Origin of the sequence: Atlantibacter sp., from assembly GCF_032062175.1 — a bacterium.
GTDB lineage: Bacteria > Pseudomonadota > Gammaproteobacteria > Enterobacterales > Enterobacteriaceae > Atlantibacter.
Genome location: NZ_DAMBQK010000001.1, coordinates 243,000 through 262,112, shown reverse-complemented (window position 1 = coordinate 262,112; position 19,113 = coordinate 243,000). Strand labels below are relative to the sequence as shown.

Genomic DNA, 19,113 nt, shown 5'->3' with positions numbered 1-19,113 from the left:
GAGCGCAGACGGGTATAATCTTCTGGTTAACCAAAGGAGCAGTCCATGAAATTAACCAGAATAGCGATCGTCACCGGCATGTTACTGATGGCGATTGGCGGGATCGGTGGCGTAATGCTGGCCGGTTATACGGTTATCCTGCATGCCGGGTCATAAGTTGCTGTAAGCGTTCAAAGGCGCGGTCGACGATAATCGCCGCCAGCGCCACCAGAACCGCCCCCTGGATCACATACGCGGTGTTAAAGCCGCTCAGGCCGATAATCACCGGTGTACCGAGCGTGTTCGCGCCAACCGTCGAGGCGATTGCCGCCGTCCCGATATTAATAATCACCGACGTGCGCACCCCCGCCAGGATCACTGGCCCAGCCAGTGGCATCTCTACTTTCCACAATGTTTGCCAGCCGCTCATCCCGACGCCGCGCGCCACCTCTTTAACGCTATCCGGCACCGCGCCAATACCCGCCAGCGTGCCCTGCAACACCGGTAGCCAGCCGTACAAAATCAGCGCGATAATCGCTGGCTCTTTGCCAAAGCCGATGACCGGTACCGCCACCGCCAGCACCGCTACCGGGGGAAAGGTCTGGCCCACTGCGGCGATGGTTTCCACCAGCGCGCGGAATTCCAGCCCGAACGGGCGCGTCACGACAATCCCTAATCCGATACCGAGCGCGATCGCCACCAGGCTGGAGATGCCCACCAGATAAAAATGCGCCACGGTCAGCGCCCAGAAACTCTCCTGCTGATACAGCGGGCGCGGCAACTGCGGAAACAGCCAGCTAAACAAACCCGCGCTGTGCGGCAGGCCCGCCAGCAGCGCAGCGTAGAGCAAAATCAGCCACAACAGCGGATCACGAAGCAGACGCACGGTCGCCCTCCAGCAGAGTGTTAAAGCGCAGAGTACCGCACGGATTGCCCTGTTCATCCACCACCGGCAGTTCGTCGCAGCGCCGCTCAACGAACTGCGACAGCGCCTCACGAAGCGAGATATCCCGCATCACCGGCAGGCCTTCGCACTGCCCCGGCGTGAGGTAATCTTTTACCTGGCGCATCGACAGTAGCCGCACGCCCAGCTCGCTGCGGCCAAAGAAATCGCGCACAAAGTCGTTTTCTGGCTGGCTGAGCAAAGACAGCGGCGCGCCCTGCTGCACCACTTTGCCGCCGTCCATCACGACCAGATGATCGGCCAGGCGCAGCGCCTCATCCACATCGTGGGTGACCAGAATAATGGTGCGTCCCTGGAGTTGATGGATACGCATCATCTCCTGCTGCAACGCCTCGCGGGTCACCGGATCGAGCGCGCCAAAGGGTTCATCCATCAACAACACTTCCGGGTCTGCCGCCAGCGCCCGCGCCACGCCGACCCGCTGCTGCTGGCCGCCGGAGAGTTGATGCGGATAACGACGGCGAAACTGCGCCGGGTCGAGGCCAAGCAGCGCCAGCAGCTCATCCACCCGCTGGTTAATCCGCGCTTTTGGCCACTTCAGCAGTTGCGGGACGGTGGCGATGTTCTGCGCCACGTCCCAGTGCGGGAACAGCCCGATAGATTGAATGGCGTAACCCATACGCCGCCGTAAATCCTGTGGCGAAAACTTGCGGATCTCTTCTCCGGCAAAGCGAATGCGCCCTTCATCATGCTCCACCAGCCGGTTAATCATCTTTAAGGTGGTGGACTTACCGGAGCCGGAGGTGCCAATCAATACCGAAAACGCGCCCTTTCGAAAGTTCAGATTGAGATCCTCGACGGCGGCGCGTCCCTGGTAATATTTGGTCACGCCATCAAATTCGATCATGTCGTTGCGCCTCCAGCGCCGCAATCAGCAGGTTAAAGAGTCCATCCACCGCCACCGCCATGGCGATCACCGGGATAACGCCCAACAGCACCAGATCCAGCGCGCTGCTTAGCAGCCCCTGGAATACCAGCGCGCCGAAACCGCCTGCGCCAATCAGCGCGGCAATCACCGCCATGCCGACGGTCTGCACCGCCACCACTTTCAGGCTGCGCAACAGCACCGGCAGCGCCAGAGGCACTTCCGCTTTAAAAAAGCGCTGCCGGTCAGTCATCCCCATCCCGCGCGCGCTTTCCAGCACGTTTTCCGGTACCTGTCCCAGCCCCGCCACCACGCCGCGTACCAGCGGCAATAGCGCGTAAAGCACCAGCGCGATTAATGCAGGCGCCGTGCCGATGCCGGAAACACCCATCCGCCCCAGCCAGGGAAACAGCACTGCCAGCGCGGCAAGGGGCGCAATCAGCAGGCCGAACAGGGCAATCGACGGCACCGTCTGGATGACATTAAGAATCGAAAACACAGCGGGCTGCGAACGGGCGTAACGGTGGCACAGTAATCCCAGCGGAATGCCGATAAATAAGGCAATGGACAGGGTCGCAAGTAGCAATGCCAGATGCTGGCTGAACGCGTCGTTAAACACGTCCTGGCGGTTGGCGTACTCTTTAAGCAGCGAAATATCATTGAAATAGCCGGTAAGCAGCAGCCACAGCGGCACAATCCATAGTTGCGCCAGCAACAACCAGCGCCATAACGGCTTTTGCGTCAGGCGACTGATGGTATCGCTCATTAACAGCAGAGCCAGCGCCGCCATCAGCCACGCTCCGCTGCCGGGCGACGTTCGCGCCAGGCTACTGCCCTGCTGGGCCAGATGGGTCGCCCCGTAGCCCACCAGCAGCAATAGCGCGATAAACAGCCCTTCTGCGCTAACCAGCCCGGCAATCAACGCGGCGCGTCCGGGTAAAAGTGACAGGATAATTAGCATGAGCGCGGCAGCAAGCAGGCCATACAGCGCCAGCGGGGAAAGCGCCGACACGCTCATCGGCGAGCCTGAAACCAGACGGTTAGGCGCGTAATTGATAAACGGCAGCAGGAGCGCTGCTGCCAGCAGTATCGCCAGCAGCAGCATCACCCGGTTATGACAGCGTATTGTCAAAAGACATCCCTTTTCCAGGCGTGATTACTTCACAAATCCTTTTTGCTTCAGATAATCGGCAGCGACTTTTTTCGCGTCCAGGCCTTCAACGGCAATCGAGGCATTCAGCTGTTGCAGGGTTTTCTCATCCAGCGAGGCGAATACCGGGTCGAGCCACTCGCCCATCTGCGGGTACGCCTTCAGCACGGCATCGCGCACTACCGGCGCGGGCGCATAGACCGGCTGTACGCCTTTCGGATCGGTCAGGGTTTGCAGGCCCAGCGCGGCAACCGGGCCATCGGTGCCGTAGGCCATCGCGGCATTTACGCCGGAGGTTTGTTGTGCCGCGGCTTTGATGGTAACGGCGGTATCGCCCCCGGCCAGCGACAGCAGTTGCGGCTGGTTAAGCTTGAAATCGTAGGCTTTTTCAAAGGCGGGCAGCGCGTCCGGGCGTTCAATAAATTCTGCCGAGGCTGCCAGTTTGAACTCACCTTTCTCCTTCAGATAGCGGCTGAGGTCGGCAAGCGATGTCAGCTTGTTCTTTTCTGCCAGGTCCTTACGTACGGCGATGGTCCAGGTATTGTTCGCCGAGGCAGGTGCCAGCCAGGTGAGTTTATTTTGCTCAGCATCGAGCTTTTTGACTTTCTCATAACCCGCTTTGGCGTTCTTCCACGCGGGATCGTTTTCATCTTTGAAGAAGAACGCGCCGTTGCCGGTGTACTCCGGGTAGATATCCAGCTCGCCGGATGTAATCGCGGCGCGCACCACTGGCGTGGTGCCAAGCTGCACTTTATTCACCGTTTTAACGCCGTGGCTTTCCAGCACCTGAATAATGATATTGCCCAACAGCGCGCCTTCGGTGTCGATTTTTGAACCGACTTTTACCGGCTCCGCCGCCTGAGCCCCAGTCGCCAACAAAAGTAAGCCTGCCGCACTCCAGATTTTCGTTTTCATTGATTTTCCTCATCACACCCAAACGCGGGGTTCAAGGGAAAAGCGTAGTTGAGAATCAGGCGCTTCGCATAATGGGTTGGTGGATTGAGCCAGGCTAGCCAGAAATAAAAAAGGCCGGTTTCCCGGCCTTTTTACATCTATCGATAATTACTGCAACTCAAACTCGCCCTGCTTAACTCTTGCGGAGTCCAGGCCGATAAACACATTAAATTTGCCCGGTTCAGCAACGTATTGCAGCTTCTGGTTCCAGAATTTCAGCGCATTAATGTCGATCGGGAAGCTGACAGTCTGAGTCTCGCCCGGTTTCAGGGTCACTTTGTTAAACCCTTTCAACTCCTTCACAGGGCGGCTCAAAGAGGCGGTGACGTCCTGCACATAAATCTGCACCACCGTGGCACCTTCACGTTTACCGGTGTTGGTCACTTCCACGCTGGCGGTCACGCTGCCGTTTTGCGGCATCGTCGGCGAAGAGAGCTTCACGTCCGATACGCTAAACGTGGTATAGCTCAGGCCATAACCGAAGGGATACAGCGGGCCGTTGGCTTCATCAAAGTAGTGTGACGTGTACTTGTTTGGTTTTTCCGGGTTGTAGGGACGGCCCGTGTTCAGGTGGCTGTAGTACACCGGGATCTGCCCGACTGAACGTGGGAAAGACATCGGCAGTTTGCCCGACGGGTTGTAATCACCAAACAGCACATCGGCGATGGCGTTGCCCCCTTCGGTGCCTGCGTACCAGGTTTCCAGAATCGCGTCGGCCTGCTGATCTTCTTTCACCAGCGCCAGCGGACGCCCGTTCATCAGCACCAGCACCAGCGGTTTACCGGTGGCTTTCAGGGCGGCGATCAGGTCGCGCTGGCTCTGCGGCAGGGTCAGGTCGGTACGGCTGGACGCTTCATGGGCCATACCCTGAGCCTCGCCAACCGCCAGCACCACCACGTCGGCCTGATTAGCGGTTTGCACCGCTTCGTCAATCATCGCCTGCGGAGTGCGCTCATCAACGGCCACACCCTGCTCGTACTGGTTCAGGAACTGGATAATGCCTTTATCGTTAGTGAGGTTAGCCCCTTTGGCGTAAAGGATTTTGGCGTTGTCACCCACTGCACTCTTGATGCCGCTCATCAGGGTCACGGACTGTTTCACCACGCCCGCCGCCGACCAACTGCCCATCACGTCGCGCTGGCTGTCTACCAACGGGCCAATAAGCGCGATAGTCCCAGATTTTTTCAGCGGCAGCGTATCCAGACGGTTTTTCAGCAGCACCATACTTTCACGGGCCACTTCGCGCGCCTCCTGGCGGTGCAGACGGCTTTCGGCGTTAGTATCCTGCGGGTCGGTTTCTTTAGCCCCTAAATGGCTGTATGGGTCGTTGAACAGCCCCATATCATATTTGACGTTCAGCACATGGCGCGCGGCGTCGTCCAGCTCTTCCATAGTGACGTCGCCGCTTTTTACCAGCTCCGGCAGGTACTTACTGTAGTACTCGTCGCTCATACTCATGTTGATGCCGGACTTGAGCGCCACGCGTACCGCGTCTTTAGGGTCCGACGCCGTACCGTGTTTAATCAGTTCTTTGATTGCCCCGTGATCGGAAATAGTGATGCCCTTAAAGCCCCACTCATCGCGTAGCAGATCTTTCAGCAGCCAGCTATCCGAGGACGCCGGGGTGCCGTTCAGCGAGTTTAGCGCCACCATCACCCCACCGCTGCCCGCGTCGAGCGCCGCTTTGTACGGTGGCATGTAATCGTTGAACAGGCGCTGCATGCTCATATCTACGGTGTTGTACTCTTTCCCGCCCTCCACTGCGCCATAGGCGGCGAAGTGTTTCACGCTGGTCATCACCGAGTAGCGATCCGCCGGGCTTTTGCCCTGCATCGCTTCTACCATGGTTTTACCCATGATGGAGGTTAAATACGTATCTTCGCCAAAACCTTCGGACACACGGCCCCAGCGCGGATCGCGCGAGACATCCACCATCGGTGCCCAGGTCATATTCAGCCCGTCATCCGCCGCTTCATACGCGGATATGCGACCCACGGTTTTTACCGCGTCGAGATTGAACGAGGACGCCAGCCCCAGGCTGATGGGGAACACGGTGCGCTGACCGTGCAACACATCATAGGCAAAGAACAACGGGATTTTCAGGCGGCTCAGTTCCATTACCTGATCCTGCATGGCGCGAATATCTTCACGGGTGACGGTGTTGAAGATTGCCCCCACCTGGCTCTTCTGGATCATGTCGCGAATCGCTTCTTTCGGATTATCGGGCCCCACGCTGATTAACCGCAGCTGACCAATCTTTTCATCCACGGTCATTTGTTTAAGCAGATCGGTGACAAACGCATCCCGCGCCTCAGGGGTTAACGGGTGCTCGCCAAACGTCGATGAAGCATAAGCAGGTTGCAGCGCGAGGCTGACTGCCATCCCTACAGAACAAAGCCATTTCATGCCATTTACTCTCTCAGTCATGCGGCTAATAAGCATAGCCGCCCATGCAGATTTGGTGTGCAGTGTGCCACAGGGTGAAATCGGTAAGAAGAGGCTCAATGTGTTTGCGCTCTGATTTTTAGGCACTTTCCGAGTTTTCTCGCAAAGGGAGGGCTATGATTAAAACCGCCTACATTTGTCATACCACAAGGAGTGGAGCATGTCCCTCACCTCGCATAACGATAATGCTTCTTTTATCGCTGAACTTACCCGGCTGGTGAGCGCAAGCCACCTGCTGACCGATCCCGCGAAAACCGCCCGCTATCGCAAGGGCTTTCGCTCAGGCCAGGGCGACGCGCTGGCCGTGGTGTTTCCCGGTTCGCTACTTGAACTGTGGCGCGTGCTGCAAGCCTGTGTGAACGCCGATAAAATTATTTTAATGCAGGCTGCCAACACGGGCCTGACAGAGGGGTCCACGCCGAACGGCAACGATTATGACCGCCAGATCGTGATTATCAGCACCCTGCGCCTGGATAAATTACAGCTGATTGATAACGGCGAGCAGGTGCTGGCCTTCCCCGGCACCACCCTGTACACCCTGGAAAAAGCCCTGAAACCGCTGGGCCGTGAGCCGCACTCGGTGATTGGCTCATCATGTATTGGCGCATCGGTGGTGGGCGGCATTTGCAATAACTCCGGCGGCGCGTTAATTCATCGTGGCCCGGCCTATACCGAGATGGCGCTGTACGCGCGGATCAACGAGGACGGCAAACTGACGTTGGTCAACCATTTGGGCATTGATTTAGGGCATACCCCGGAGCAGATCCTCGGCAAGCTGGATGATGACCGCCTGAAACCTGAAGATGTGCGCCACGATGGCCGCCATGCGTCAGACAGCAATTACATCAGCCGGGTGCGCGATATCAACGCCGATTCCCCGGCGCGCTATAACGCCGACCCGGACCGGCTGTTTGAAGCGTCCGGTTGCGCAGGCAAACTGGCCGTGTTCGCGGTGCGTCTTGATACCTTCCCGGCGCAAAAGAACCAGCAGGTGTTTTATATCGGCACCAACGATGCTGCGGTACTGACGGAAATCCGCCGCCATATGCTGGCGAATTTTGAAAACCTGCCGGTCGCAGGCGAGTATATGCACCGCGATATCTACGACATCGCCGAGCGCTACGGCAAAGACACGTTTTTAATGATCGATAAACTCGGCACCGACAAAATGCCGTTCTTCTTTACCCTCAAAGGCCGCACCGACGCGCTGCTGGATAAAGTCAGCGTGTTTAAACCGCACTTTACTGACCGCGCCATGCAGAAACTGGGCAAAATTTTCCCCGGTCATTTGCCGCCGCGCATGAAGCAGTGGCGTGATAAATACGAGCATCATCTGCTGCTGAAAATGGCGGGAGACGGAATCGAAGAAGCACGCGCCTGGCTGACCAGCTTCTTTAACGACGCGGAAGGCGGCTTCTTTGCCTGTACCCCTGAGGAAGGCAGCAAAGCCTTTTTACACCGGTTTGCGGCGGCAGGCGCGGCGATCCGCTATCAGGCGGTTCACTCCGACGAGGTAGAGGATATTCTGGCGCTGGATATCGCGCTGCGCCGTAACGACACCGAGTGGTTCGAAACCCTGCCTGCGGAAATCGACAGTAAACTGGTGCATAAGCTCTATTACGGTCATTTCTTCTGTTATGTATTCCACCAGGATTACATCGTGAAGAAAGGCGTGGATGCCCATGCGTTGAAAGACGAGATGCTGGAACTGCTGCGGGCGCGGGGTGCGCAATACCCTGCGGAGCATAACGTGGGCCATTTGTATGAAGCGCCGACGCAATTAAAACGCTTTTATAAGCAAAATGACCCGACAAACAGCATGAACCCCGGCATTGGAAAAACAACGAAGTTGAAAAATTGGGCGGAACCGGTTAGCGAAAGCGTTCCTGACCAGGCTAACTTGTGAGATTTTGGTTAGAATATATCGAACATCTTTTAGACTAAGAAAATTCCGATTAGAGTAGCGGCAAGGCCAGCATCGCGCTGGCCTGAACCAGCCCTGAGGAATGGAAAATGTCAGCAGTCGAAGTTGTTCCTGTCCCTGCGATAGTTGTCCGTGACGTCCAGCCTGATGATAGCGCGCTTATCGCCGCCATTTATGCATGGCATGTCCAGCATGGCCGCGCCTCATTTGAAGAAATTCCACCTGACGCCGAAGAAATGGCGCAGCGTATTACCCACCTTACTGAACAGGGCTATCCGTGGCTGGTCGCAGAATGGCACAGTATTGTGGTGGGTTACTGTTACGCCGCGCCCTACCGTTCCCGCCCCGCTTACCGTTACACCATTGAAGAATCGATTTATGTCGACGCCAGCATGACCGGGCGTGGCGTTGGCCGCGAACTGCTGGAGACGCTGATTGCCCGCTGCGAGCAAGGCCCGTGGCGGCAGATGATCGCCATTATCGGCGACGGTGAAAATAATCCTGGCTCGCAGCGCCTTCACCGGCAGTTAGGCTTTGAAGTGGTCGGTCAGCTACGTAGCGTGGGCTTTAAGCTGGGAAACTGGCGGGATACCTTGATTATGCAGCGCCCGCTCAATCAGGGCGATTGGGCGCTGCCAGGCTAATCAGTCGTTTTGTGCATCGTTGGCAGTACTATTTGCGGCCATTTGCGCCGCTTTTTGCCGTTTATAGCTCAGCGCAGAGGCCGGAACCGGGGTCACTTTACCGGTTTCCATCCAGCTACGCAGGCGGCTGGCGTCGGCAAAATGGGTATATTTGCCGAATGCATCCATCACGACCAGCGCCACCGGACGGTTATTGATCACGGTGCGCATCACCAGGCAGTGGCCCGCCGCATTGGTAAAGCCGGTTTTGGTCAGCTGAATATTCCAGTTATCGCGATACACCAGATGGTTGGTATTACGAAACGGCAGGGTATAAGCCGGTTTAGAGAACGTCGCCATATCCTCGCGGGTGGTGCTAAGCTGCCCAATCAGCGGATACTGTTTAGTGGCGATCAGCAGTTTGGTCAGATCCTGGGCGGTGGAGACGTTTTTAATCGACAGGCCGGTCGGCTCAACGAAACGGGTATGGGTCATGCCGAGGGATTTCGCTTTGGCGTTCATTGCACGGATAAATGCGTTGTAACCACCAGGGTAATGGTGCGCCAGGCTGGCCGCCGCACGGTTTTCCGATGACATTAGCGCCAGCAGCAGCATATTTTTACGGCTGATTTCACTGTTCAGCCGCACGCGTGAATAAATCCCTTTCATCTCCGGCGTCTGGCTGATGTCGACTTTCAGGATCTCATCCAGCGGCAGACGGGCGTCTAACACCACCATCGCCGTCATCACTTTGGTAATGGACGCAATGGGACGCACCAGATTAGGGTGGCTGGAATATAGCACCTTATTGGTTTGCAGGTCGACGATCATGGCGCTGCCGGAAGCGATTTCCGGTTGGGCGGCAGGTTGGATCACCGCCGTTTTCGCCGCGACGGCCACAGGCGCAAAGGGTACAGCCAGCATGAGCGCAAGGCTCAGGAGTGAATGACGGATTGTAGTCGGCATGGTTTTACTTCAGAAAATTATTCACGCACGTTGTGACGCACACCGCTTCCATACGCTCAATGAATATTTGGAAGCTGGCGCCGGGATGATACTCCGGCGTCCAGCTTTATCGCTACAGGAGAATCGTGATTTAAGAGTACATTGCGCCAGTTTTAACCGGCAATGCACCTTCATCAGAATAGACGATATCCGTAACCCCACAAGACCACAGTCAACGCCAGCAGGACTTCCAGCACTAAAACACCAATCGCCAGGGTCGAACTGGAGAAGCTCAGCCCCTCTTCGCGATTAATGTTGAGGAACGCCGGAACGCCGATGTACAGCAGATAGCCGGTATAAAACAGCGCAATCGTCCCCACCAGCGCACACAGCCAGACGATGGGATACAGCGCGACGATACCACTCAAAAATAGGGGGGTCGCCACATAGCCGGCAAACACCATACAGTTGTTGAGTGACGGACGTTGCGGATAGTTACGCGCCATCCACCAGATAACGCGGCCCATCACCGCCACGCCCGCTAACATCAGGCCATAAAACAGGATTGCCAGCGCGAAGCCGGTAAACAGCGACAGTTTAACCACGTTGCCGTCGTCAAAATCCCAGCCGATTTGAGTGGTGCCAATAAACGCGCAAATCACCGGAACGGCCGCCATGATCAGCACGTGGTGGGTGTAGTGATGCGAAACGGTTTCGTTTTCGCCCTTAATGACCTGCATTTCACGATAAGGATGGGAAAAAAGCCCCCAGACATGGTTCATAATGCCCCCTGTTTGGTAACACGCTCACGCCAGCCGTGACGCTGGCTCCCGGAAGGATGAGATAAGTATAACGCAGGTCAGGTGATTAATTATTGAACAGCACGATTTAGCGAGGCCCGTGAAAATCGCCGCCAGACGAGGCGTTCCCGGCCTCGGGGTGTATTCTTACTACAATGAATAACATGGAGTGAACTCACTCACGATGGATGTTTCAGCACTCATTTCACAATATGGCTATGCGGCGTTGCTGGTGGGCAGCATGGCGGAGGGAGAAACCATCACCCTGTTGGGCGGCGTGGCGGCGCATCAGGGTTTACTGGCGTTTCCGCTGGTGGTGCTGGTGGTGGCGCTGGGCGGGATGATTGGCGACCAGGTGCTCTATTTACTGGGACGGCGCTATGGCGCGAAGTTGCTCAAATGCTTTAATAAGCATCAGGATAAAATCGCCTCTGCGCAGAAGCTGATTGCCCGCCATCCGCTGTTGTTTGTGCCCGGATGCCGGTTTATGTACGGTTTTCGCATAATTGGGCCGCTGCTGATCGGGGCCAGCCACGTGCCGCCAAAGGTGTTTCTGCCGCTGAATATTATCGGCGCGCTGGTCTGGGCGGCGCTGTTTACCACCCTGGGCTATGTGGGGGGCGAAGTGATTGCGCCGTGGCTACACTCCCTCGACCAGCACCTGAAACACTGGATTTGGCTGGCGCTGGCCGTGGGATGCGTGGCGCTACTGCGCTACGGCTTTAAACGCCGCCAGCGTAAAAAGCCTCACTCCTGAGGTTTAAACTGCGGGTTGGCGAGCATAAAACCACCGTCAACGATAAACGACTGGCCGGTGGCATAAGCCGCCTGCTCTGAACACAGCCAGGCCACCAGGCTTGCGATCTCTTCCGTGCGTCCCGGACGCGCCAGCGGCACCGTCGGCAGCGAGCCGGGTTTCACGTCTTCTTCATCCATATCATTCATCGGCGTGGCGATGGCGCCAGGCGCGACGGAATTCACCAGAATGCCGTGGCTCACCAGTTCCAGCGCCATTGATTTCGTCAGGCCGCCGAGGGCATGCTTGGCAGCCGTGTACGCGCTGGCTTCGGGCAACGGCGTATGCTCATGAACCGACGTGATATTGACGATGCGCCCGCCCTCCCCCTGTTTCACCATCGCACGCGCGGCGATTTGCGAACACAAAAACGCGCCATCCACGTCCACGGTAAACACGTTGCGCCAGTCTTCAAACGGCATATCCAGAAATGCTGCTTTTGACATCGCCCCCGCATTGTTCACCAGCACGTCAATGCGCCCGAAACGGTCGATCAGTTCCTGAATGGCGTTAGCGCCGTCAGGCAAATGGCTTAAATCAAGCTGGACCATTTCCACATTGCGGCCAAACGATCGCACCTGTTCGGCGGTCTCTTTGGCGCCCTTGTCGTCGCTATGCCAGGTAATACCGATGTCGAAACCTTGCTGTGCCAGTAATTCCGCGCATTTCTTGCCGATGCCGGAATCGGAAGCGGTCACTATTGCAACTCGTTGGGTCATGGGTCGTCCTCTCTGGATGCGAAGAAAGGATAAGTATAGAAAAGGAACAGGAGAGCAGCGTAAGCAAGGGTAAAGCCCGGTTTCTCATCGGCGAAGCGGGAACCGCCTCGCCACTTTCTCAATCTTTCCTATACTCAGTTACGGATGTACTGGTTAACAAACAGAGGGAAAGCGATGAAAATTATTCTATGGGCGGTTTTGATTATCTTTTTGATTGGGCTGTTGGTGGTTACGGGTGTGTTTAAGGCGATTTTCTAAATCGTGATGCTATCCACGGGGTACGCCTGCCGGGCGTACCCGTCAATCGCCGTAGCAATCGACGGCGAATCCGTTAAGGTACGGATAGTGGTAAACAGTTCAGCCGCCTGCGGATAGGCTTTTCGTAAATAACCCAACCACTGCTTAATGCGCGCCACATGGTACATGCCGGTGTCACCCTGCTTCTCAAGCTGAGTGTATTTTTGCAGTAATTCAACCACCTCCGGCCAGGCCATCGGCGCTTCGTTGTATTTTACGACCCGGCTTAAATTTGGCACATTCAGCGCGCCGCGCCCGACCATAACCGCGTCACAACCCGTGGCCTGCAAACACGCCTGGCCGCTCTCCCAGTCCCAGATTTCGCCATTGGCGATCACCGGAATCGACAGGCGTTGGCGAATTTCACCAATTGCCGCCCAGTTGATGCGCTCGGCTTTATAACCATCCTCTTTGGTGCGGCCATGCACCACCAGTTCGGTAGCGCCCGCCTGCTGCACCGCATCGGCGATGTCGAACTGACGGGCGTCGCTGTCCCAGCCGAGGCGTACTTTCACCGTCACCGGTAAGTTTGCCGGGACCGCTTCACGCATCGCCTTCGCGCCGCGATAAATCAGATCGGGATCTTTGAGCAATGTCGCCCCGCCGCCGCTGCCGTTAACCAGCTTTGAGGGACAGCCGCAGTTAAGGTCCACACCCCAGGAGCCCAGCTCCACCGCGCGGGCGGCGTTTTCCGCCAGCCACTGCGGGTGCTGGCCTAAAAGTTGAATGCGCACTAACGTGCCCGACGGGGTGCGGCTCTGGTGATGCAGTTCCGGGCAGAGTTTATAGAAGGATTTTGCTGGCAGCAGGCTATCCACCACGCGCAGGAATTCCGTGACGCACAGATCGTAATCGTTCACGTCCGTTAACAGTTCACGTACCAGGGAATCCAGTACGCCTTCCATTGGCGCCAGTAATACACGCATAGCCGACCTCAGTAAAAAAGAGGCGCTATGGTAGCGCCTGGCGGCAAGAAGGGAAATGCATTTTACGCGATGCCATTGAGCCCGCCCGCTACGCCGGGTATGCTGGCAAAAAATATAAAAATGCTGCACCTGCACCTCCCTCTTTTACCCCCTAAATAATTCAAGTTGCAGGACAAAGCCTAAAGGGCTTTGAACAGCGCTTGCGCTGGCCCCGAAGGGGCGAAGCCGAAGGCTGAGTCACGCGGCGACGTAGCGAATCCCCAGGCGCTTACATCAGTAAGTGACTGGGGTGAGCGAGTCAAGCCAACGCATCTGCAACGTGAAGAATGACGGGGATAATACCTGACAAGGCTTGCAACTGTGCTCGCCAGGCATACTTTTGATGCCATAAAATCATGATGTGATCTGTAGCACACAATTTTCTTTAATTGTATGATGAATGCATTCCAACAAGGTTATTGATATGAGCACTATGCTGACCACAATCTGGCACTTTGTCCGTGCGTTTATCCTGATTTATGCCTGTTTGTATGCGGGTATCGCCCTGGCGGCACTGCTGCCTATCACCATTCCCGGCAGCATTATCGGCATGCTGATTATGTTTCTCCTGCTGTCGCTCCAGATCCTCCCGTCGAAATGGGTAAAACCCGGCTGTAACGTGCTGATTCGCTATATGGCGCTGTTGTTTGTGCCGGTAGGGATTGGCGTAATGCAGTATGTCGATGTGCTGAAAGCACAGTTCGGCCCGGTGGTGGTGTCATGCTTTATCAGTACCCTGGTGGTCTTTTTGGTGGTGAGCTGGAGTTCGCATCTGGTGCACGGCCAGCGCAAAGTCATCGGCCAGCAGGAGCCTAAACAATGATTGAGCATATCTGGTGGTCGCTGCCGTTAACCCTGGTGGTATTTTTCGCGGCCCGTAAGCTGGCGGCAAAATTAAAAACTCCGCTGCTGAACCCGTTACTGGTATCGATGGTGGTAATTATCCCGCTGTTGGTGTTCACCCATACGCCTTACGATCACTATTTCCAGGGCAGCAAAATCCTCAATGATTTGCTGCAACCCGCCGTGGTGGCGCTGGCGTTTCCACTGTATGAGCAACTTCACCAGATCCGCGCGCGCTGGAAATCGATCATCACCATTTGCTTTATTGGCAGTATGGTAGCGATGTTAACCGGCACCTCCGTGGCGCTGCTGATGGGCGCATCCCCGGAAATCGCCGCATCAGTGTTGCCAAAATCCGTCACCACGCCGATTGCGATGGCGGTGGGCGGCAGCCTCGGTGGCATTCCAGCTATCAGCGCGGTGTGCGTGATTTTCGTCGGGATTTTGGGCGCGGTCTTTGGCCATAGCCTGCTGAATATCATGCGCATTCGCACCAAATCGGCGCGCGGCCTGGCGATGGGCACCGCCTCGCACGCCCTGGGTACCGCCCGCTGCGCGGAGCTGGACTATCAGGAAGGCGCGTTTAGTTCGTTGGCGCTGGTGATTTGCGGGATTATCACTTCACTCATTGCCCCGTTTTTATTCCCGGTGATCCTGGCGTTCTGGTCGTAAAATTTGCGAGATGTCGCGCAAATTTGTATGAAAGAATTTTTGTTGCATAAATAACGAGATGCACGTCACATATCAAGCCTCTCTGGCTCCGTAAACTACGGATCCAGTAACCGATATAAAGAGGCCTTGCCATGCATTCACGATTTCATACTGCCTTTGCCGGGCTTTCTCAGCCTCTGCAAACCGCGCTTGCTCCCCTGCTGGATGACGAACATTTTCCAGCGATGCTGACTGCCGGGCAGTCTCAGCAGATCCAACGCCAGTGCGGGCTCAACGAAGACGAACTGGCGTTCGCTTTACTGCCGCTCGCGGCAGCGTATGCCGAAACCCCCATCTCCCATTTTAACGTTGGGGCTATCGCACGCGGCGTTAGCGGAAATTTATGGTTTGGTGCGAACATGGAATACCCGGGCATCGCGCTGCAACAGACTATCCACGCCGAACAAAGCGCCATTACTCACGCCTGGATGAGCGGCGAAACCGGTCTGCGGGCGATTACCGTTAACTACACCCCGTGCGGGCACTGCCGCCAGTTTATGAATGAACTGAACAGCGGCCTCGATTTGCATATCCATTTACCTGGTCGCGCCGCCGCCAGGCTGAAAGACTATTTGCCAGACGCTTTCGGCCCGCGCGATCTGGATATCAAAACCACCATTTTCGACGCGGAAGACCACGGCTTTGCGGTAGAAGGCGATGCGTTGAGCCAACAGGCGATTAAAGCGGCCAACCGCAGCCACGCGCCCTACACCCAGTCGCCCTGTGGCCTGGCGATGGAATTGCGCGACGGCACTCTCCTCACCGGCAGCTACGCTGAAAACGCGGCATTCAATCCTTCCCTGCCGCCGTTACAGGCCGCGCTGAACCTGGTGATCCTCAAGGGTTATGGCTTTGCGGATATCCAGCGCGCCATTCTCGCTGAACTGCCGAATGGCAATATCAGCCAGTGGGCACCGACGGTTTCAACTCTTAACGGTCTGGGCTGCCACAATGTCGATCGGGTGCTGCTGGCCTGACGCGTAACGCCACACCGTGCGGAATGCTTAATTTTAATCCACCCGCACGGTGAGCGGTTGCGCTCGCCTGGCGGGTAAAGTAGCCTTGATGGCAATTTTCCTGTTCCGAGCCACCTGAATGTTGAAGCGCCTGTTGTACAGCCTGGTTGTGTTTATCGGCTTACTGCTGTTAGCGGCGCTGCTTCTCGATCGCTGGATAAGCTGGAAAACCTCCCCTTACGTCTATGACGAATTGCAGGACCTACCCTACCGCCAGGTGGGCGTGGTGCTGGGCACCGCCAAGTATTACCGCACCGGTGTCATTAACCAGTACTACCGCTACCGCATCCAGGGTGCGATCAACGCCTATAACAGTGGCAAAGTGAATTACCTGCTACTGAGCGGCGATAATGCGCTGCAAAGCTACAACGAACCGATGACCATGCGTAAGGATCTGATCGCCGCTGGGGTCGATCCGGCAGACATCGTGCTGGATTACGCCGGGTTCCGTACCCTGGACTCTATCGTTCGCACCCGCAAAGTGTTCGACACTAACGACTTCATTATCATCACCCAACGTTTCCATTGCGAGCGGGCGCTGTTTATCGCCCTGCACATGGGGATTCAGGCCCAGTGTTACGCGGTGCCTTCGCCGAAAGATATGCTGACGGTGCGGGTCCGGGAATTTGGCGCGCGGCTTGGCGCACTTGCCGATCTGTATATTTTCAAACGCGAACCGCGCTTTTTAGGGCCGCTGGTGCCGATCCCGGCGCTGCACGATGTGCCGGACGATGCGCAGGGCTACCCGGCAGTGACGGCGGAACAGCTACTCGAACTGCAAAAGGCGAAATAACGGCGTTTTGTTGACCGTATCGTTCTCCTCCATTCTGAATTATTCATTTCCGGTTATCCCGGAAACTGTCCTCATTTATACAGCGTCTACACTGACTTATGCGCAACGCGTGTGTCACACGCCGTCAAAAGGGAATAACTATGCTGATGGGAAAAACCTCAAAAATACTTTTCGCGCTGATACTGGCGCTGGTCACGCTGGCACTCTGGAGCATTTTACGCCCCTGGTTCTCCTCGTTACTTTGGGCCGCTATTCTCGCCGTCATTTTTTACAAAATGAAAATTTGGTTGAGCCGTGCTACCGGGGGCCGCAATGGCCTGGCGGCGCTGCTGACACTGGTGGTGATCTGCTTAATTGTTTTCACGCCGTTAGCGATTATCGCCTCGTCGCTGGCGCGGGAATTTAATACCGTCTATCAGAACCTGCAAAGCGACAACGCCAATATCGCCAGGCTGTTTTACGAATATCTCGGCTATCTGCCTGACTGGGCGCGTGGCCTGCTGGCGGAATACCAGCTCGATAACCTTACCGATATCCGCAGCAAACTGTCCGACGTTGCCATGAAGGGTAGCCAGTATGCCGCTGGCAGCGTTTTGCTGATCAGTAAAAACACCTTTAGCCTGGCGGTAGGATTCGGCGTGATGCTGTACCTGCTGTTCTTCTTCCTGAAAGACGGCGCGCGGCTGGTGGAACTGGCGTTTAAAGCAATCCCGCTGGAAAACAACATGAAATACCGCCTGTTCGCCCGCTTTGCCGCCGTGGCACGCGCCACGGTAAAAGGCACCGTGGTGGTCGCAGTGGTTCAGGGCGCGTTAGGGGGCATCGCGTTTTACTTTGCGGGCATTGAAGCCAGCCTGCTGTGGGGCGCGCTGATGGCGTTCCTGTCGCTGATCCCCGCGGTGGGGACGGCATTGGTGTGGATCCCGGCGGCGATATACCTGTTCGCCACGGGTTTGATTATAAAAGGCTTGTTACTGACGCTGTGGTTTGTGGTGGTGGTTGGCCTGTCGGACAATATTCTGCGTCCACTGCTGGTAGGTAAAGACATCCGCATGCCGGACTGGCTGATCCTGATCACGACCCTGGGCGGGCTAAGCATTTACGGCATCAACGGCTTTGTGATTGGCCCGATGGTCGCGGCGCTGTTTGTCACCTGCTGGAACTATTTCTATCAGGCTGACCAGGAGAAACGGCGGCTGAATGGCGATGAATCGAAAGTGCCTGCCCAGCAGGAGATTACCCCGCCTAAGCGCTAATACAAAAAAAGCCCCCGAATGTCGGGGGCTGGACGAAACAAGTCAATATTACTTCTTACGGGCGTATTTCAGGGAATCCAGGGCAACCGCGAAGATGATGATTGCGCCTTTGATGATGTACTGCCAGTACGGGTTCACGCCGATATAGGTCAGGCCGTAGTTGATAACCGTAAAGATGATCACACCGGTTACCACACCAATCACTGTACCCACGCCGCCGCTGAACGACACGCCGCCAACTACGCACGCGGCAATCGCATCCAGTTCATACATAAAGCCGAGGTTGTTGGTGGCAGAGCCGATACGGCCCGCTTCCAGCATACCGCCGAAGGCATAGAACACGCCGGACAGCGCATAAATCATCAGCAGGTTCAGGGCCACGTTAACGCCAGACACTTTCGCCGCTTCCGGGTTGCCGCCGATAGCGAAAATGTTTTTACCGAAGCGGGTTTTATTCCACAGGATCCAGACGAACGCCACCGCAATCAGCGCATAGAAGGTGATGTAGGAGAGCCGGAAACTGCCCAGCGCCACAAAGCCCTGGGTAAAGGTTGAGAAGCCGCTGTCGAAACCGGAAATCGGCGATGCGCCCACAAAGTCGTAATACAGGGAGTTAATACCGTAAACGATAATCATGGTGCCCAGGGTGGTGATAAACGGCGTTACGTTAAGGTAAGCGATAACGATGCCGTTGATCAGGCCGATAATCGCGCCGATAGCGCAGACAATCAGGATCACCACCGGAATCGGCATGGTGGCCATTTCCGGGAACACTTTGTTGGCGTTTTCCATCGACTGCAACAGGGTTGCTGCGACCACCGCCGCCAGGCCAACCTGGCGACCGGCAGACAGGTCAGTACCCTGGGTGACGATAAGCCCCGCCACGCCCAGCGCGATGATAATACGGACCGAAGACTGGGTCAGGATGTTACTTAAGTTCAACAGGCTTAAAAAAGTTGGATCCTGGAAAATAATAATGGCCAGCAAAACTAAAAGGACGACGTAAATACCGCCTTCTTTCAGATAAGTGAGAAAACTTTTCTTATTTAACGCACTCATGAGGAGCCC

General features: G+C 56.2%; 20 protein-coding genes. 10 read left to right on the top strand and 10 right to left on the bottom strand.

Annotation, left to right across the window (positions count from 1 at the left end; all coding sequences use genetic code 11):
• Nucleotides 1-45: 45 nt before the first annotated feature.
• Complete coding sequence (locus tag RT120_RS01210) at nucleotides 46-156, top strand: protein YohO (RefSeq protein WP_125291656.1); 111 nt, start codon at nucleotides 46-48, stop codon at nucleotides 154-156.
• On the opposite strand, the gene RT120_RS01205 is transcribed toward RT120_RS01210, so the two are convergent.
• The 5 genes from RT120_RS01205 to bglX all read right to left on the bottom strand — a co-directional run bounded on the left by RT120_RS01205 (nucleotide 134) and on the right by bglX (nucleotide 6,318).
• Nucleotides 134-865, bottom strand: coding sequence for an ABC transporter permease (locus tag RT120_RS01205; RefSeq protein WP_312978468.1), 732 nt, complete (start codon nucleotides 863-865; stop codon nucleotides 134-136). The genes RT120_RS01210 and RT120_RS01205 overlap by 23 nt on opposite strands.
• A complete protein-coding gene (locus RT120_RS01200) occupies nucleotides 849-1,790 on the bottom strand; it encodes an ABC transporter ATP-binding protein (RefSeq protein ID WP_312978467.1) in 942 nt (313 codons plus the stop codon). The genes RT120_RS01205 and RT120_RS01200 overlap by 17 nt, the downstream gene beginning before the upstream one ends.
• Nucleotides 1,777-2,940 carry an ABC transporter permease gene (locus RT120_RS01195; protein WP_312978465.1) on the bottom strand — a complete coding sequence of 388 codons (1,164 nt, stop codon included), beginning with the start codon at nucleotides 2,938-2,940 and terminating at the stop codon, nucleotides 1,777-1,779. The genes RT120_RS01200 and RT120_RS01195 overlap by 14 nt, the downstream gene beginning before the upstream one ends.
• A 24-nt stretch (nucleotides 2,941-2,964) precedes the next feature.
• Nucleotides 2,965-3,873 (bottom strand): ABC transporter substrate-binding protein, encoded by a 909-nt coding sequence (locus RT120_RS01190; protein ID WP_312978463.1) that lies wholly within the window; start codon nucleotides 3,871-3,873, stop codon nucleotides 2,965-2,967.
• A 147-nt stretch (nucleotides 3,874-4,020) separates the two neighbouring features.
• Nucleotides 4,021-6,318 (bottom strand): beta-glucosidase BglX, encoded by a 2,298-nt coding sequence (gene bglX / locus RT120_RS01185; RefSeq protein ID WP_312978461.1) that lies wholly within the window; start codon nucleotides 6,316-6,318, stop codon nucleotides 4,021-4,023.
• 199 nt (nucleotides 6,319-6,517) lie between these two features.
• On the opposite strand from bglX, the gene dld reads away from it, so the two are divergent.
• Together dld and RT120_RS01175 are read left to right on the top strand one after the other, a co-directional pair.
• Nucleotides 6,518-8,263: a D-lactate dehydrogenase gene (dld, locus tag RT120_RS01180; protein ID WP_312978459.1), complete on the top strand. Its 1,746-nt coding sequence runs from the start codon at nucleotides 6,518-6,520 to the stop codon at nucleotides 8,261-8,263.
• A 107-nt stretch (nucleotides 8,264-8,370) separates the two neighbouring features.
• Nucleotides 8,371-8,925 carry an N-acetyltransferase family protein gene (locus tag RT120_RS01175; RefSeq protein ID WP_312978457.1) on the top strand — a complete coding sequence of 185 codons (555 nt, stop codon included), beginning with the start codon at nucleotides 8,371-8,373 and terminating at the stop codon, nucleotides 8,923-8,925.
• On the opposite strand, the gene pbpG is transcribed toward RT120_RS01175, so the two are convergent.
• A complete protein-coding gene (gene pbpG / locus RT120_RS01170) occupies nucleotides 8,926-9,870 on the bottom strand; it encodes a D-alanyl-D-alanine endopeptidase (RefSeq protein ID WP_312978455.1) in 945 nt (314 codons plus the stop codon).
• Nucleotides 9,871-10,043: 173 nt separating this feature from the next.
• Entirely contained in the window at nucleotides 10,044-10,631 is a 588-nt protein-coding gene (locus RT120_RS01165; protein ID WP_312978454.1) for a Yip1 family protein, read from the bottom strand.
• Between the two features lie 202 nt (nucleotides 10,632-10,833).
• On the opposite strand from RT120_RS01165, the gene RT120_RS01160 reads away from it, so the two are divergent.
• Nucleotides 10,834-11,406, top strand: coding sequence for a DedA family protein (locus RT120_RS01160; protein ID WP_312978452.1), 573 nt, complete (start codon nucleotides 10,834-10,836; stop codon nucleotides 11,404-11,406).
• Here the strand turns inward: RT120_RS01160 and RT120_RS01155 are convergent.
• On the bottom strand, nucleotides 11,397-12,164 hold the full coding sequence (locus RT120_RS01155; RefSeq protein WP_312978450.1) for an SDR family oxidoreductase: 768 nt from the start codon (nucleotides 12,162-12,164) through the stop codon (nucleotides 11,397-11,399). The genes RT120_RS01160 and RT120_RS01155 overlap by 10 nt on opposite strands.
• A 144-nt stretch (nucleotides 12,165-12,308) precedes the next feature.
• Here RT120_RS01155 and yohP point away from each other — a divergent pair, with 144 nt between their 5' ends.
• Complete coding sequence (gene yohP, locus RT120_RS21735) at nucleotides 12,309-12,422, top strand: small membrane protein YohP (RefSeq protein WP_409515011.1); 114 nt, start codon at nucleotides 12,309-12,311, stop codon at nucleotides 12,420-12,422.
• On the opposite strand, the gene dusC is transcribed toward yohP, so the two are convergent.
• The gene (dusC, locus tag RT120_RS01150; RefSeq protein WP_312978448.1) at nucleotides 12,419-13,387 is read right to left on the bottom strand and encodes a tRNA dihydrouridine(16) synthase DusC; all 969 of its coding nucleotides are present in this window, start codon (nucleotides 13,385-13,387) and stop codon (nucleotides 12,419-12,421) included. The two genes, yohP and dusC, sit on opposite strands and share 4 nt — an antisense overlap.
• Before the next feature lie 463 nt (nucleotides 13,388-13,850).
• On the opposite strand from dusC, the gene RT120_RS01145 reads away from it, so the two are divergent.
• The 5 genes from RT120_RS01145 (at nucleotide 13,851) to RT120_RS01125 (ending at nucleotide 18,045) form a co-directional block, all read left to right on the top strand.
• Nucleotides 13,851-14,249: a CidA/LrgA family protein gene (locus tag RT120_RS01145; protein WP_312978446.1), complete on the top strand. Its 399-nt coding sequence runs from the start codon at nucleotides 13,851-13,853 to the stop codon at nucleotides 14,247-14,249.
• Nucleotides 14,246-14,941 carry a CidB/LrgB family autolysis modulator gene (locus RT120_RS01140; protein ID WP_312978444.1) on the top strand — a complete coding sequence of 232 codons (696 nt, stop codon included), beginning with the start codon at nucleotides 14,246-14,248 and terminating at the stop codon, nucleotides 14,939-14,941. The genes RT120_RS01145 and RT120_RS01140 overlap by 4 nt, the downstream gene beginning before the upstream one ends.
• A 131-nt stretch (nucleotides 14,942-15,072) precedes the next feature.
• Nucleotides 15,073-15,957, top strand: coding sequence for a cytidine deaminase (gene cdd / locus RT120_RS01135; protein WP_312978442.1), 885 nt, complete (start codon nucleotides 15,073-15,075; stop codon nucleotides 15,955-15,957).
• 118 nt (nucleotides 15,958-16,075) lie between these two features.
• Nucleotides 16,076-16,789 carry an outer membrane permeability protein SanA gene (gene sanA, locus RT120_RS01130; protein WP_161660401.1) on the top strand — a complete coding sequence of 238 codons (714 nt, stop codon included), beginning with the start codon at nucleotides 16,076-16,078 and terminating at the stop codon, nucleotides 16,787-16,789.
• Nucleotides 16,790-16,929: 140 nt separating this feature from the next.
• Nucleotides 16,930-18,045: an AI-2E family transporter gene (locus RT120_RS01125; RefSeq protein ID WP_312978439.1), complete on the top strand. Its 1,116-nt coding sequence runs from the start codon at nucleotides 16,930-16,932 to the stop codon at nucleotides 18,043-18,045.
• A gap of 48 nt (nucleotides 18,046-18,093) precedes the next feature.
• On the opposite strand, the gene mglC is transcribed toward RT120_RS01125, so the two are convergent.
• Entirely contained in the window at nucleotides 18,094-19,104 is a 1,011-nt protein-coding gene (gene mglC, locus RT120_RS01120; RefSeq protein ID WP_312978437.1) for a galactose/methyl galactoside ABC transporter permease MglC, read from the bottom strand.
• Nucleotides 19,105-19,113: the final 9 nt, after the last annotated feature.

What these genes read in the sequence shown, in the direction of transcription:
- RT120_RS01210 (WP_125291656.1), top strand. Translation starts at nt 46, where the DNA reads ATGAAATTAACCAGAATAGCGATCGTCACCGGCATGTTACTGATGGCG.
- RT120_RS01200 (WP_312978467.1), bottom strand. Translation starts at nt 1,790, where the DNA reads ATGATCGAATTTGATGGCGTGACCAAATATTACCAGGGACGCGCCGCC.
- RT120_RS01190 (WP_312978463.1), bottom strand. Translation starts at nt 3,873, where the DNA reads ATGAAAACGAAAATCTGGAGTGCGGCAGGCTTACTTTTGTTGGCGACT.
- bglX (WP_312978461.1), bottom strand. Translation starts at nt 6,318, where the DNA reads ATGAAATGGCTTTGTTCTGTAGGGATGGCAGTCAGCCTCGCGCTGCAA.
- dld (WP_312978459.1), top strand. Translation starts at nt 6,518, where the DNA reads ATGTCCCTCACCTCGCATAACGATAATGCTTCTTTTATCGCTGAACTT.
- RT120_RS01175 (WP_312978457.1), top strand. Translation starts at nt 8,371, where the DNA reads ATGTCAGCAGTCGAAGTTGTTCCTGTCCCTGCGATAGTTGTCCGTGAC.
- pbpG (WP_312978455.1), bottom strand. Translation starts at nt 9,870, where the DNA reads ATGCCGACTACAATCCGTCATTCACTCCTGAGCCTTGCGCTCATGCTG.
- RT120_RS01165 (WP_312978454.1), bottom strand. Translation starts at nt 10,631, where the DNA reads ATGAACCATGTCTGGGGGCTTTTTTCCCATCCTTATCGTGAAATGCAG.
- RT120_RS01160 (WP_312978452.1), top strand. Translation starts at nt 10,834, where the DNA reads ATGGATGTTTCAGCACTCATTTCACAATATGGCTATGCGGCGTTGCTG.
- RT120_RS01155 (WP_312978450.1), bottom strand. Translation starts at nt 12,164, where the DNA reads ATGACCCAACGAGTTGCAATAGTGACCGCTTCCGATTCCGGCATCGGC.
- yohP (WP_409515011.1), top strand. Translation starts at nt 12,309, where the DNA reads ATGTACTGGTTAACAAACAGAGGGAAAGCGATGAAAATTATTCTATGG.
- dusC (WP_312978448.1), bottom strand. Translation starts at nt 13,387, where the DNA reads ATGCGTGTATTACTGGCGCCAATGGAAGGCGTACTGGATTCCCTGGTA.
- RT120_RS01145 (WP_312978446.1), top strand. Translation starts at nt 13,851, where the DNA reads ATGAGCACTATGCTGACCACAATCTGGCACTTTGTCCGTGCGTTTATC.
- RT120_RS01140 (WP_312978444.1), top strand. Translation starts at nt 14,246, where the DNA reads ATGATTGAGCATATCTGGTGGTCGCTGCCGTTAACCCTGGTGGTATTT.
- cdd (WP_312978442.1), top strand. Translation starts at nt 15,073, where the DNA reads ATGCATTCACGATTTCATACTGCCTTTGCCGGGCTTTCTCAGCCTCTG.
- sanA (WP_161660401.1), top strand. Translation starts at nt 16,076, where the DNA reads ATGTTGAAGCGCCTGTTGTACAGCCTGGTTGTGTTTATCGGCTTACTG.
- RT120_RS01125 (WP_312978439.1), top strand. Translation starts at nt 16,930, where the DNA reads ATGCTGATGGGAAAAACCTCAAAAATACTTTTCGCGCTGATACTGGCG.
- mglC (WP_312978437.1), bottom strand. Translation starts at nt 19,104, where the DNA reads ATGAGTGCGTTAAATAAGAAAAGTTTTCTCACTTATCTGAAAGAAGGC.